14 protein-coding genes are annotated in these 12,999 nt (G+C 47.1%); 6 read left to right on the top strand and 8 right to left on the bottom strand.

What is annotated here, in order from left to right:
• Nucleotides 1-52: 52 nt before the first annotated feature.
• The 3 genes from J3369_RS05855 (at nt 53) to galU (ending at nt 3,050) form a co-directional block, all read left to right on the top strand.
• The gene (locus J3369_RS05855; RefSeq protein ID WP_349584886.1) at nt 53-943 is read left to right on the top strand and encodes a glycosyltransferase; all 891 of its coding nucleotides are present in this window, start codon (nt 53-55) and stop codon (nt 941-943) included.
• On the top strand, nt 940-1,797 hold the full coding sequence (locus J3369_RS05860; protein WP_349584888.1) for a glycosyltransferase family 2 protein: 858 nt from the start codon (nt 940-942) through the stop codon (nt 1,795-1,797). The genes J3369_RS05855 and J3369_RS05860 overlap by 4 nt, the downstream gene beginning before the upstream one ends.
• A 359-nt stretch (nt 1,798-2,156) precedes the next feature.
• Nucleotides 2,157-3,050 carry a UTP--glucose-1-phosphate uridylyltransferase GalU gene (gene galU / locus J3369_RS05865; RefSeq protein ID WP_119500467.1) on the top strand — a complete coding sequence of 298 codons (894 nt, stop codon included), beginning with the start codon at nt 2,157-2,159 and terminating at the stop codon, nt 3,048-3,050.
• A 58-nt stretch (nt 3,051-3,108) separates the two neighbouring features.
• Here the strand turns inward: galU and J3369_RS05870 are convergent, their stop codons facing one another.
• The 7 genes from J3369_RS05870 to queF all read right to left on the bottom strand — a co-directional run bounded on the left by J3369_RS05870 (nt 3,109) and on the right by queF (nt 10,682).
• Nucleotides 3,109-3,432, bottom strand: coding sequence for a ComEA family DNA-binding protein (locus tag J3369_RS05870; protein ID WP_303574451.1), 324 nt, complete (start codon nt 3,430-3,432; stop codon nt 3,109-3,111).
• Nucleotides 3,433-3,601: 169 nt separating this feature from the next.
• Nucleotides 3,602-4,609 (bottom strand): isocitrate dehydrogenase, encoded by a 1,008-nt coding sequence (locus J3369_RS05875; protein ID WP_119500469.1) that lies wholly within the window; start codon nt 4,607-4,609, stop codon nt 3,602-3,604.
• Nucleotides 4,610-4,828: 219 nt separating this feature from the next.
• Nucleotides 4,829-6,442, bottom strand: coding sequence for an HDOD domain-containing protein (locus J3369_RS05880; RefSeq protein ID WP_349584892.1), 1,614 nt, complete (start codon nt 6,440-6,442; stop codon nt 4,829-4,831).
• 10 nt (nt 6,443-6,452) lie between these two features.
• Nucleotides 6,453-6,827, bottom strand: a complete 375-nt coding sequence (locus tag J3369_RS05885; protein WP_119500471.1) for a DUF3192 domain-containing protein — start codon at nt 6,825-6,827, stop codon at nt 6,453-6,455.
• Between the two features lie 91 nt (nt 6,828-6,918).
• A complete protein-coding gene (ppnN, locus tag J3369_RS05890) occupies nt 6,919-8,277 on the bottom strand; it encodes a nucleotide 5'-monophosphate nucleosidase PpnN (RefSeq protein ID WP_349584895.1) in 1,359 nt (452 codons plus the stop codon).
• A gap of 9 nt (nt 8,278-8,286) precedes the next feature.
• Nucleotides 8,287-9,804 (bottom strand): GGDEF domain-containing protein, encoded by a 1,518-nt coding sequence (locus tag J3369_RS05895; protein ID WP_349584898.1) that lies wholly within the window; start codon nt 9,802-9,804, stop codon nt 8,287-8,289.
• 35 nt (nt 9,805-9,839) lie between these two features.
• On the bottom strand, nt 9,840-10,682 hold the full coding sequence (gene queF, locus J3369_RS05900; protein WP_502877429.1) for an NADPH-dependent 7-cyano-7-deazaguanine reductase QueF: 843 nt from the start codon (nt 10,680-10,682) through the stop codon (nt 9,840-9,842).
• Between the two features lie 102 nt (nt 10,683-10,784).
• Between queF and syd the strand changes: the two genes are divergently transcribed.
• Entirely contained in the window at nt 10,785-11,333 is a 549-nt protein-coding gene (gene syd / locus J3369_RS05905) for a SecY-interacting protein (protein ID WP_349584904.1), read from the top strand.
• 3 nt (nt 11,334-11,336) lie between these two features.
• On the opposite strand, the gene J3369_RS05910 is transcribed toward syd, so the two are convergent.
• Nucleotides 11,337-11,627 (bottom strand): hypothetical protein, encoded by a 291-nt coding sequence (locus J3369_RS05910; RefSeq protein WP_349584907.1) that lies wholly within the window; start codon nt 11,625-11,627, stop codon nt 11,337-11,339.
• 209 nt (nt 11,628-11,836) lie between these two features.
• On the opposite strand from J3369_RS05910, the gene J3369_RS05915 reads away from it, so the two are divergent.
• Together J3369_RS05915 and J3369_RS05920 are read left to right on the top strand one after the other, a co-directional pair.
• Nucleotides 11,837-12,196: a DUF3192 domain-containing protein gene (locus J3369_RS05915; protein ID WP_119500475.1), complete on the top strand. Its 360-nt coding sequence runs from the start codon at nt 11,837-11,839 to the stop codon at nt 12,194-12,196.
• Nucleotides 12,197-12,331: 135 nt separating this feature from the next.
• Nucleotides 12,332-12,979 carry a GNAT family N-acetyltransferase gene (locus J3369_RS05920; RefSeq protein WP_349584910.1) on the top strand — a complete coding sequence of 216 codons (648 nt, stop codon included), beginning with the start codon at nt 12,332-12,334 and terminating at the stop codon, nt 12,977-12,979.
• Nucleotides 12,980-12,999 lie beyond the last annotated feature (20 nt).

The raw sequence follows: 12,999 nt of genomic DNA on the forward strand, positions 1-12,999 counted from the left end.
TTTTGGTATGTTTGCTGCCAGTTAAAATAGTGATGTGTTACTGGCGGCTGCATTGTCAAAAGCGAAAACAACGATAATTCATCAGGGTAAAATTCCTGCCGGTACCGGGTCTCTGGTGGCAATGGCGGTGTATCATAAAGACCAGTTAAACTGGTTGAAGCAAGCTGTCAGCAGCATTACCGGTCAATCCTACTCAACGTTTATTTTCCTTATCATCAAAGACGGTCCTGTCGACGGCAATATCAGTGACTTTCTGACGCATACCGCGGCCGGTGATGAACGCATTTTTCTCGCAGAGAACTGCTCCAATATTGGTCTGGCGGCCAGTATGAACTTTGCTATAGAGTGGGGCATGGCGTTGAACTTTGATTTCTTTTTCAGGATGGATGCCGATGATATTTCATTGCCGGATCGTATCGAAAAACAGGTGACATACCTCAGTAATCATCAGAATGTGGGGATCCTTGGTACAGCACTGACTGAAATCAATGAAAGTGGTGTGGTCGTAGGAGCGAGAATTATGCCGGCATCCCACAAGCAAATTGTTAAAGTCTTACCCCGCCGCTGTTCCATAAATCATCCTACAGTCGCTTTCAGATATGAAATATTCCGGAAGGGCTTTCGCTATGATGCTGAACTGATGAATACTCAGGACTACTTCTTGTGGATCCAACTGGCAGAGGAAGGTTTCGTATTCAGAAATCTCAGTGAGCGTTTACTGGAATTCCGCCGGGTAAATAATTTCTATAAACGCCGGGGCTTTTCCAAGTCGGTCAACGAATTTCGTGCAAGGCTCTACGCTATGCGTGCCTTAAAGCGGATGACGCCCTGGAATCTGTTTTATGCCAGTTGCGTACTGCTGATGCGGATGATGCCTTCAAAGCTGGTTAAACTGGCGTATAAACTGGACCGGAAGATGCTGGAGAGAGGCGAGAAGTCATGAAAACCGGGGTTGTTATAATCCTGTTTCATCCTGATACTTCGCATCTTAGCCGGATGTTAGAAACGCTGATTGATTCGGGTTACCAGGTGGTACTGGTAGATAATTCTCCCCATGAATTGAAGCTGGCATTGCCGCAGGAAGTGGTTTACCTCCACTATCCCCAAAACATCGGGATTGCCGCTGCTCAGAATCGCGGTTTGTCTCATCTTGCCGGGCAACAGTTCAGCCATGCTGTTTTATTCGATCAGGACAGTGCTGTTACGCCAGCGCTGATGGAAGGATTGTGCGCCGGTTTTGTTGAAGCGCAAGCACATTTCGGCAAGGTAGCTGCGGTAGGCCCGCAAATTATCTGCGAATTTTATAATCAGCCGGTAAAGCCAAAAGTGCAGCAGGCAGTAGATGTGCGGGACGGCCTTGCCAGTGTTAAACAAATAATTGCCTCAGGGATGATGCTCAGCCTTTCTGAGCTGGAAACCATTGGTCACAAGGAAGAGTCACTGTTCATTGACGGTGTAGACCATGAATGGTGCTGGAGAGCCAGAGACAAAGGATTCTCTGTGGTTAAGTTGACGAACGTGACCATGTTACATAAGCAGGGTGACGGCAGACATAAGGTCCTCGGAATTACCTTTAAACGTGGTGCACCGGTCAGATTATATTATCAGGTACGTAATGTGCTTATATTAAGTCGCAGAAGCTACGTGCCGCTTTACTGGAAGTTGAGAAATATTCCGGCCATTCCGTTAAGGTGGCTCATTAACCGTTGGGTTTTCGACAACGGAAAGCAGCGGGGCCGGTATTTTTCGAAGGGGTTTGTTGACGGACTCAAAGGAAAAAAAGGACCGCTGGTATAGTTTCATGTTTCGTCATCAATCCGTCACGGTGGTTGAGTAAACTGTCGCGATTTTAATACATAGACGTCATGAAGAAATTGTTCTAACGGAGTGCGTCTGTGTCTATTTTAGTGCGTTCGCACTAAAATGATGCGTAAGTGGCAGCTATTTTGTATTGGTTGTAGTAAATGCAAGTTGATTGAGCCATATTAACTCGTTTATCGTAGAAGCATGGGTAACGCATCCTGCTTATGTAAAATGATTTTTATAGCTGGTGTTAATCACTGACGGCAGCTTAAGTTGTGAACCATGTTGTAGAGCGGAATACGGATTGCATTACTACATCATCGGTTGAGGATTTTCAGTAAAAGGACACGAATATGAGTCAAGTAAAGAAAGCGGTTATTCCGGTAGCTGGTTTGGGAACACGTATGTTGCCGGCAACCAAGGCCATCCCGAAAGAGATGCTGCCAGTTGTTGATAAGCCGCTTATCCAGTATGTAGTAAACGAATGTGTTGCTGCTGGTGTGAAAGAAATTATCCTGGTTACTCACGCGAGTAAAAACAGCATTGAAAACCATTTCGATACGTCCTTCGAGCTTGAAGCGACACTGGAAAAACGTGTTAAACGTCAGTTACTCGAAGCGGTACAGTCAATCTGTCCAAAAGACGTAACTATCATGCACGTCCGTCAGGGGCATGCTGCTGGTCTGGGTCACGCAATCCTGTGTGCGCATCCGCTGGTAGGTGATGCACCGTTTGCGGTTGTTCTGCCTGACGTCATCATTGACGATGTTGCGAGTAATCCGAAGAAAGATAATCTGGCGGACATGGTTGCTAAATTTAATACCAGCCGCGTTAGTCAGGTTATGGTAGAGCAGGTACCAAAAGAAGATATCTCTAAATTTGGTATTGCAGATTTGGAAGGCGTAGACATTAAGCCGGGTGAATCTGCGAAAATCCACAAAATGGTAGAAAAACCAGAACTGGAAGAAGCACCTTCAGATCTTGCAGTAGTCGGTCGTTATGTGTTGTCCGAGAAAATCTGGGATCTGCTGGAGTTCACGCCTCCAGGTGCCGGTGGTGAAGTTCAGTTAACTGACGCCATTGATTCACTGATGAAAATTGAGCAGGTTGATGCGTATTACATGAAGGGCAAGAGCCATGATTGTGGTAGTAAACTTGGTTATATGAAAGCAAATGTTGAATATGCTCTTCGTCACCCTGACCTGGGTGAAGAGTTCAAGCAGTACATTGCTTCACTGAATGGTTAATGCCGCAACGAGAATAATAATGGAGCCCGCGTTTTGCGGGCTTTTTTATGTGCGGTGATCAATGTTGAACTACTTTTACGCGGTCCCGCACCTTTGCCAGCAATTTTTCACCTATACCTCTTACTTCGGTGAGTTGGTCCACTTCATGGAAATAGCCCTTTTCATTGCGGTAAGCAATGATGGCTTCCGCTTTACTCAGTCCGATGCCAGGTAAGGCAGTCAATTCTTCTGCCGTGACAGTGTTTAAGTCTAATGCATCGGGCAGCGTAATACCGGCTGCTTCAGTGACATCTGTTTCAATAGTATTGGCAAGAGCAGCGCCACTTTGAGTCAAAAAGAGTGTTGCAAATAAAGCGGCCAGTGCCAGTCTGGATTTGTTCATTGTATCTTCCTTGTGTTGAATTAAGTGATTTGTGTGTACCGGTGTACATAAAAAGCTTAAATCCAAAGAAGATAAAATGAGAGACCAGTTTTTGTACAGGTAAGGGTCAGGACAATAAAAAAGCGGACATGATGCCCGCTTTCTACAAAGTTTTGTCAGCCGTTCGCTATCAGAGACGTTCCAGTACCGCGTCGGTAAACTCAGTCGTTCCGGCCTGACCACCCAGATCACGGGTTGTACGGTCACCGGTTTCGATAACTTCTTTCAGTGCACTGCGGATTTTCTCTGCTTTGTCACCCATGTTGAGATACTCAAGCATCTGGATTGCAGCAAGGATCACTGATGTCGGGTTTGCCAGGTTTTTACCAGCGATATCCGGTGCAGAACCATGTACCGCTTCAAAGATGGCGCAGTCTTTACCGATGTTTGCACCCGGAGCCATACCCAGACCACCTACCAGACCGGCACACAGATCAGACAGAATGTCACCGAACAGGTTGGTCGTAACAATCACATCAAACTGGTGAGGGTTCATAACCAGTTGCATACAGGTATTATCAACAATCATTTCTGTTGATTCGATGTCCGGATAACGCTCACCCACTTCACGGGCCACTTTCAGGAATAAGCCGGATGTAGACTTCAGGATGTTCGCCTTATGCACTGCAGTGACTTTCTTGCGTCCTTCACGGCGGGCAAGTTCATAGGCAAACGTTACGATTTGCTCTGCACCCTGGCGGGTGATTTTACTCATCGCTTCAGCTTCCTGGCCGTCTTCAGAGACCACCTGACCAAGACCTGAGTACATACCCTGGGTGTTTTCACGTACAGTAATGATGTCGATATCTTCATAGCGGGCTTTGGTACCCTTGAAAGATAACACCGGACGTACGTTAGCATATAAAGAAAACTGCTTACGCAAGCTTACGTTGATTGATGTAAAACCTTCACCAACCGGCGTCGTCAGCGGGCCTTTAAGTGCCACTTTGTTTTTGGCGATAAGGTCGAGGGTTTCTTGTGGTAGCAGTTCGCCATGATTTTCCAGCGCTACCAGACCTGCATCAGCATAGTCATAAGCGAAGTTACATCCCACCTTGTCCAGAATTTTAATAGTGGCATCAATGATGTCCGGACCAATGCCGTCGCCGCGAATGACTGTAATGCGTTGCTGAGTCATGTTGAGGAATCCTTTGGGTTTCTGTTTTTAATTAATCGTCAGGTTGCCTGGCGCTACTGTGACAGCGGTAAAGTTGTGTCACCTACGGAGAGTCGCCAAAGCCGGAAATGCGTAAAACCGTTGCCAGCGGCAAAAGCCTTAACCCTTCTATTTTATATCAAGACGACAGGGTGTAACAGAAAACTGCATGTCACTCGCCATAAATTTCATGAATGTTGGCTATGAGCGTTGGCGAAGAGGTAACCACATCAGGTAGCTGGTAACGCCGGCTATTTCTGACAAAGAGGATGGCGTAAGCTTCAGACTCTGTAATGCCTGACTTTGAAACAGCTTCGTATCCTCACATTCAGCGCCACCAAACAGCCATTTGTTAGCCAGTAGGATACTGAGCCCGGCTAAAGCTGCGTCTGCCCGTACCGATTCAGGCATATGAGCCGGTAACGTTGAATAATAACTGATAACAGCCTGATAGCGCGCCGGCTGTTGCCACTGTTTCGCCAGCGAAGCAGACAGGGCCGGGAGGGGCTGAGTTTCAGTCTCCTGCAATGCCGTTAGCTGATACAACCGCTGCCGCTGAAGCGGCCAGTGTTTAATAACCTTTAGTGCATGCAAGGTAAACAAAGGTGCTGTTATGAAGGTGGCAATTAGTGCTGCTGTTTGCGGTGTCTGCTTAACGTGACCCCTCTCTGCCAGCTCTGATGCAATCGCAGCTACAAGTTCAGCGAACCGGATGCACACAGCAAGCAGCGGGAAGTGCCGCTGGTGCAGACGCTGGTTCAGTGCCCGCATGATAAGCATATCGCCTACACGGGTAAGGCCGTAAGTCATAATGGCTTGTTTAACGTCTTTCACCGGTAACTGAAGCCGGTTGTCCAGACTGGCCGTTTTTTTCAGATAGTCTGAAAATACCGGCATGTGTGAAAGCCTGCGTGAGAGCTTGTGAATGTCGGTATTGGTATCGTGCAAACTCGTAATGATAGTTTGCAGATCTCCGGGTAAACGACTCACAGGGTAGGTATCGGGTATCAGTTGTCTGACGGCAGGTTTAAAAGCCGCATCGCAGGCCTTTACTTCTGATAACCATTCATTCAGAGACAGGGCCTGATAGCGTGTTATTTTAATCTGACGAAGGTGTTTCTCCTCCACATCGCCTGAGCCTCTCAATACAGCACCTGTGGTGAACGTTAAAGTGAACAGGAAGACACCTTCACCTTTAGGAAAAGACACTGCGCAGCCGGGCATAAATTCGCCGGGATACTTCAGTAAAGATTCAAACCGGTGCTGTTCCCTCTCATTAGTGCGGGGAATAACCGGTTTCAACCTGCTTACCATTGAGCCCTGCTGATTTTTAATCAGTGAAATGACGGAGATAAACAGCGATTGTTCTTCGTTTAACCGGTGAGGATGCAGGAAACGGTGGGGGGCTGGTGCCTGAGCCACTTTTTGAAGTTTCAGTAAACCGGAAAAAAAAATCAGTCGCCTCTCCCGCCAGAAAAGCTGACAACCTTCTTGTTGTTCAGCATTGTTTTTCAGGCTGCAAACGGCGAAAGTAGCGGCTACGAGGTGCTGAAGATAGTGATCATTAAGTTGAAACTTAAGGCCCAGAAAGGTCATTAGACAAGCTGCACGTTGAGGCAACAGATTGTGAGCAGAAGAGGCCTGCGGAAGCGATGTAATGGCAAGAAGCGAGTCGGGTAATGTGCGGCCGGATTTAATTAGCCGGATGGCCAGAGAGAGACTCTGCCTGGTTATTTCTGCGGGAGAACACGCCTGCGTAAACAGCAGGCCGGTTTGATGAATATGGTTTACAAGATCTTCAATGACACTATGCATTGCAGGGGAGTTATGACTTCAGATAACTCTGATAGGCACCTTCTCCCCAGGCGATTAACTGATCGCCCTCAAACAACAAAGGCGTGCACTCATCCTGAGTAGTCAGGCCATCAGCCCTGACATGTTGAGTACGGTAAAACATCACCTGAATAGTTGTGCCTGAGTCCATCTTTGCTTCGGTAATGTCCGGAGACCCGAGCAAGGCAAGTACTTCTTCACGGGTGGCACCTAACTTCAGTTTGGTGATTTGAACCTTGTTGTATTCTTCCCGATCCTGCCAGTCCATATTTTCCGGCTTGTCAGGGTAAAATGACATTACCAGAAAAACAAAGAGGGCGTAGGCGCACGCGCCCAGCAAAATCAGTTTTAAAACCTTGCCATTCATCCTTTTTCACTTTTTACTGCGAATTGCCCTCAGTGTACCTTAAAACATCGTTCAACTGTAACGACTAAATCGTAACAAGCTTTAACCGGAACTAGGCATTAATTGTATAGCAGGGAACGTAATCCGAACCGGGCAACTTCATTCGCTGTTGTGATACAAATGACTGCAACAGCGTATCAATACGTTCCATCATGGCGTGATCGCCGGTAAGACGGAACGGCCCCTGTTCTTTAATCTGCTTTACACCGTCCGCTTTTACGTTACCGGCGACAATACCGGAAAAGGCTTGTCTCAGTACTTTCGCTATTTCTGAAACCGGCTGGTCAGTGTGCAGAGGAAGGGCAGCCATGCTCTCGTGAGTGGGCTCGAATGGCATCTGGAATGACTCGTCAATACGCACCGACCAGTTGAAGCTGAATGCATCTCCCATCGCGCGGCGGAAGTTTTCTACTTTTTTCAAACCGGCGCTGAGCGTACGGGCGACTTCTGCGGCATCATCGATAATGATTTGATACTTATCCTGCGCCTCTTTACCGAGTGTTGCACCAATGAACTCGTCTATCGCTTCAAACCAGACTCTTGATTCAGCGGGACCGGTAAGAATGACCGGGAAAGGTTGCTGGGCGTTGCGGTCGTTCATCAAAATACCGAGAAGGTAAAGTAATTCTTCTGCTGTACCCACGCCACCCGGGAAGATGATAATGCCGTGTGCAAGACGAACAAAAGCCTCAAGACGCTTTTCTATATCCGGCATGATAATGAGTTCATTGACGATAGCATTTGGCGGCTCGGCAGCAATAATGCCCGGCTCTGAAATGCCAATGTAACGCCCTTTGGAATAGCGCTGTTTGGCGTGGCCGATGGCAGCACCCTTCATCGGCCCTTTCATGGCGCCGGGACCACAGCCGGTACAAATATTCATTTCTCTCAGACCCAGCTGGTATCCGACTTCCTTGGTATATTTATATTCGTGCTGTCTTATGGAATGGCCACCCCAGCAGACAATGGTATTCAGTTCATCATTGCCTTCCAGTGCCTGTGCGTGACGCAGCATATCGAACACCATATCGGTAACAGCACTGCCTTCTGTGGGCGCTTTTTCATGTACAAAAGCGTATTTATTACCCATGAACAGTAAATCACGGAGCACCGCGAATATGTGCTCATGTACGCCACGCATCAGTTTGCCGTCCACAAAGGCAACCTCAGGGGGATTAATCAGCTCTATCTTGACTCCGCGCTCACGCCGTATCAGACGAATATCAAAGTCGTCGTATGGTGCAAAGAGCAATTCAAAATTGTCTTCGTCTACGCCGCTGTTGAGGACTGCGAGACAACATCGTTTAAAAACATCGAATAACTTGCTGTTAGTGGTGTCCTGAAGTCTGGCGACTTCATCTTGTGACAGCTGGCTCATCCAGCCTACCGGGTTCAGTTGCACTTTATTCATATCACAGACCTATTCGACTACAACGCGATTTCTGCCGTTCTTTTTCGCCTGATAGAGTAATTCGTCGGCCCGCTCAAACATGGAATGAGGTTCATCGTTCTCACGCAGGCAGGTACCACCGAATGATGCGGTTATACTGACTTTTTCCTGTTTAAATTTGAAAGGTAAACGGGACAGAGACTCCCGCATGTCATCCAGCTTTTTCTCCAGCGCTGAGGTTTCGATAAATGGCAGGATCATCACAAACTCCTCACCACCCCAGCGGGAAATAAACTCATCACCGTGAAGCTGTTTTTTCAGGTGATGTCCTACCACCTGCAAGGTTTTATCACCGGCCTGATGGCCGAAGCGATCATTAATAGATTTGAAAAAGTCGATATCAATCACAGCGAGTGATAACGCACGATTGTCATTCAGGGCATCCTCATACTCGCGGTTGAAGCGTTCATTGTAAGCCAGTCTGTTTGGCAGGCGGGTAAGAGGATCAGTATGACTAAATGCAGTCTGCTCAGCCAGCTTGCGACGGTAAACCTGAGTTTGACGCTGCAGGGTTTCCATTTGCGTTTGCATCGCACTCAGCAAGCCCATCAGTGCCTGCTGTTCCTTATTGTCTGCCTCTTTCCGGTTAGCCACGGCCGTAGAAATAGACGTAATGTGTGCCTGAGCCTGCGTTTTCAGTTTTTCCAGTGAATCAGAGTCCTGAACGGTCTGACCCATTTCCGTCAGCTGGCTGGCAATGTCATCCGCACTGGCGTTTCGCGCTTCAAAGGCTTTGCCCGACGAAGCCATACTGGCTTCAACGCCTTCCTGAATCCCGCCTAACGCGTGATGGATACGGTAGATCATACGTCCGGACAGGGTTGCCTCATGCATGGATTCCGTAACTACCAGCCTGATAACGATAATACAGGTCTGCAGCAGCTCTTCTTCAGAAAGTTGCGATTCCAGTTTCGTGCGCAAATCAACGACCTTCGGTTCATCAGGTTGCTTTTTGGCATAGCTGTCGATGAGCTGACTCAGTTCGTTCTGAATTTCTTCAAACAGTGAACCGCTCGTCCGTGCTTCAGGCTTTTTGTGCAATTTGGGAGATGAGCCGGCGTTTTCCTCAACGGCTTCTGCCGATACAAGAGAGAACAGTTTGATTGCTTTAAGACACAATGACTGCAACTGAAACAGGTTATCGACGGGCTGTTGAGCAGCAATCAGTAAATGCGCACTTTGCTGACGCAATGTCTTATTCTGCTGAAATGTGCTTTGAAACTGTTTAATCGCCTTTTCAAGTTCTTTAACGGTAAGCTGGGTGTGCTGTTTCACTGATGTGTCAGCATGCTGGATATGGGTGTTCAGCTTGTTAATACTGACCGTGGCGAGAGTAAAATCAGGCTTCCCGGACAAGTGTCCCCGCAGAACCCGCAATTCTTTATCTGTCTCGGCTGACAAACCCTCATAAAAGGAACTTAACCGTATTATGAACTGTACCAGCGTCTCATTATGTGAAACTAATGAAGATAATTGCTTAGAATCCATCATTTTCCTTTGCATACCGGCGGAGTGACCGCCCACTATTGGCGAGCCGAACGGGTGTTTACACCTGCAGTTTCATAATTCGACCGGAACGGATTAATATCCAGTCCTCCCCGTCGGGTATAACGGGCAAAGACAGTAAGTTTTTCCGGCTTACACTGGCTCATAATGTCGCAAAATATTCGTTCAACGCACTGTTCATGGAATTCATTGTGTTGTCTGAAACCAATTAAATATTTCAGTAACGATGCGTGATTGATTTGTTTTCCGCTGTACCTGATTTGAATACTAGCCCAATCTGGCTGATTTGTGATTAAACAATTCGATTTAAGCAGATGACTGACTACTGTTTCGGCAACATCCTGATTTTCTGTAGTTAATAACCCGCTGTCAGGAGAATATGACGTCACCGTAATATCCAGATCGTCAATCACATGCCCTGCCAGTTCCTCCATTCCCAGCGTGTTGAATGCGTCTGGCAGGATAATTGCGACATCGACATTTTCTCCGGCACAGGCAGATAGATCTCTGGTCAGGGCGTCCTTTACTGCTTCTGCATCATCAAATTTCGACTGATTAAAGCTGTTAAGGTAGAGCTTGAAAGATTTAGACTCAATTAATGACGGAGACGTGACCGGTACTCTGCATTCAAGAATCGCCACACAGGGTTTACCTTTGCTGTTCAGCCATGACAATTCATAACCGGTCCAGATATCGCAGCCCTGAAAAGGCAGGGTTTCCGCTGATAATGACAGTGTATCTCTGCTCAGGCTCCGTGGAACAGCTTGCAGCAATGAAGGATTGTAAGACGTTTCATATTCAACCGTTTTTCCAAGGGAAAGATCTGAAGGCACCTTGAAAGGCTTTGGGTTTGTCATAATGTGTGATTCAACCTTAAAATAGCGGGCAGAAAAGTCAACGGGCCCGCAATCCGATAAAACCAGAATGAAGCAGGTCCTCAGTGTAACCAAAAGGCCACCGAAATGCCCGACCAATTAACACAAAGTTTAGATGCTTTTATTCAGCAATGCCTTACCGCTGCGTCACAAAATCCCGATTTTCTGACGATTGAATTTGATAAAGACTGGCCTTCACCGTGCTATTCCCGGAATGCTGAGAATGGTGAAGTGGTAAACTGGCAACCTGTTAAGCAAACAGGCAACAATAACTTTAATGGTCTGGAAGAGGCGCTGGATATTAAATTACACTCTGATTTTGTTACCTGGTTCACCCGCTACTTCAGCTTTCATTTACCGGCAAAGGCAGAGCAGGGCAACTGTGAACTGCTGCAGGTTTGCAGCGATGAAGATTTCGAAAGACTTCAGGAAAATCTCATCGGGCACATTATGATGAAACGTCGCCTGAAACAGCCTGCTACGTTATTCTTCGCACTCACAGACGACGATGACTACCTGATTTCACTGGACAACAGCACCGGTGAGGTATTGCTGGAGAGAGTTGGCAAACGTGCTGAGCAGGTGCTTGCCCCTTCAATGGCTGATTTTCTGTCAGCGCTTACCCCGCGCCTTTAATCTTTACGCTGTTTTATCACTCAATTGTGCGAGACGTTGTTCAAGTATCGCCATAGCCGATTCCATTTCGCTGACACGTTTTTCCAGCGCAGCGACCCGGTCGCCGGCATCAGAAGCCGGTGTTACCGGCATTTTGCTGCTGGCATTCCAGGCTTTTATCGCATCGATAGCCTGCGTCACTGAGACTTTGAAAGGAGCCCGCGCGCGCAACAACCCCACGCCGGGCTGCAAACCTTCCTGGTGCATTTTGTGGCAAAGCATAACGAGCTGTTGTGACTGATCGGCCTGAGACATCATTTTTCCTTACTTCGGTTACTGAGAATACAGAGTTTTCGGGAATAGTATAAAGCACCAGTTAATAGTGTAATACACTAAATTTTAACCAGGCTTACTTTGCTGAATTTTATAATGTTAAACAAAATCAGTGAGTTAATTTGTGGTCTGATATTTGATTCTTAAGGTGTTAATAAAACCACTGAAATTATTTTACAAAAAGGATTAAAATGAAACATCTCATTCTGGCCGCTGCTCTTATTTCACCGTTCACACTCACCGGTTGTGTTATCTCTGTAGGCGGAGATGACGGACATTATTCTTCAGACTGGCAGGATCGTGAATACAATAACCGTAAGCATGTTTCGCAGTTAGAAACCGGTATGACCTATGAATCTGTTGTCCGCAAAATGGGTGTAGCCGATTTTAACGAAATGCACGATAAGAATGATCACGCTTATCGCGTACTGTTCTACCGTACTCAACGCACCATGGATGATGGTGTCACATCTAAAGACGAATGTACGCCTCTGGTATTCCGTGACGGTGTTCTTACGGGCTGGGGTGACGGTGCTTACAACCAGCTCTGAACCGCTCAATAGTGTGAATTAACTTTTAGTTAACAAGTGAGCTGTTCTTCTGTAAAGTGATTAAAAAACAGGCTATAACTGTTTGTCAGGCGTCAGTAGTACATCCGCCTGTTCTCATTTACAGGAGATCGTCCCATGAATACCGTTCTTGAGCCAGATGTACATATCGAAGACGTGCGTGCAGTATTCCTCACTGCCGACAATCTGAAAGTAGCCGCTTCCATTCTTTATAACGCCTATCATGATGATCCTCTGTTCATGGACATCTTTCAGGCAGAAAAAGAAGGCTATGAAGGCCGTCTGCGCAGTGCCATCAGAGAAGAGCTGGATGCCTTCTGGGATGCAGGTCAACCCATGATAGGTTTGTTCGAAGACAGTCGCTTGCTGGCTGTCACTTGTCTGACGAAACCCGGAAGCAGCTTTTCCAGCGGGCGTTTCTGGCACTGGCGATTGAAAATGCTGCTGACAGCAGGCTATTTCAGTACCCGTGCTATGGTTGAGAAAGAAGAGAAGATCCGTAGTGCAATGCCCGCTGAACATTATCATATGGTGTCTTTTATTGCCGTCCATCCGGACCATCAGCATCATGGTCTGGGTCATGTATTAATGGGGGCGATAGACAGTATCGTAAATGAAGACTCATCCAGCGAAGGGGTGGGCGTTTTTGTGAGCTTGCCCAAATACCTGAAGTTCTTCAGAAGCGGGTTCTATCAACAGATCTCGGTGATCACAGTGTCTGACGTTACCGGAGAGATCCTCTTTAAGCCAAAGCCGCTGGTCTGATCACTTAGCCTCTATCTCCC

Origin of the sequence: Alteromonas sp. NFXS44, assembly GCF_040148705.1 — a bacterium.
In the GTDB taxonomy this organism is placed as follows: Bacteria; Pseudomonadota; Gammaproteobacteria; order Enterobacterales; family Alteromonadaceae; genus Alteromonas.

Excerpts from the sequence above, each read along its gene's own strand:
- J3369_RS05860 (WP_349584888.1), top strand. The coding sequence starts at position 940 with ATGAAAACCGGGGTTGTTATAATCCTGTTTCATCCTGATACTTCGCAT.
- galU (WP_119500467.1), top strand. The coding sequence starts at position 2,157 with ATGAGTCAAGTAAAGAAAGCGGTTATTCCGGTAGCTGGTTTGGGAACA.
- J3369_RS05870 (WP_303574451.1), bottom strand. The coding sequence starts at position 3,432 with ATGAACAAATCCAGACTGGCACTGGCCGCTTTATTTGCAACACTCTTT.
- J3369_RS05875 (WP_119500469.1), bottom strand. The coding sequence starts at position 4,609 with ATGACTCAGCAACGCATTACAGTCATTCGCGGCGACGGCATTGGTCCG.
- J3369_RS05880 (WP_349584892.1), bottom strand. The coding sequence starts at position 6,442 with ATGCATAGTGTCATTGAAGATCTTGTAAACCATATTCATCAAACCGGC.
- J3369_RS05885 (WP_119500471.1), bottom strand. The coding sequence starts at position 6,827 with ATGAATGGCAAGGTTTTAAAACTGATTTTGCTGGGCGCGTGCGCCTAC.
- ppnN (WP_349584895.1), bottom strand. The coding sequence starts at position 8,277 with ATGAATAAAGTGCAACTGAACCCGGTAGGCTGGATGAGCCAGCTGTCA.
- J3369_RS05895 (WP_349584898.1), bottom strand. The coding sequence starts at position 9,804 with ATGGATTCTAAGCAATTATCTTCATTAGTTTCACATAATGAGACGCTG.
- syd (WP_349584904.1), top strand. The coding sequence starts at position 10,785 with ATGCCCGACCAATTAACACAAAGTTTAGATGCTTTTATTCAGCAATGC.
- J3369_RS05910 (WP_349584907.1), bottom strand. The coding sequence starts at position 11,627 with ATGTCTCAGGCCGATCAGTCACAACAGCTCGTTATGCTTTGCCACAAA.
- J3369_RS05915 (WP_119500475.1), top strand. The coding sequence starts at position 11,837 with ATGAAACATCTCATTCTGGCCGCTGCTCTTATTTCACCGTTCACACTC.
- J3369_RS05920 (WP_349584910.1), top strand. The coding sequence starts at position 12,332 with ATGAATACCGTTCTTGAGCCAGATGTACATATCGAAGACGTGCGTGCA.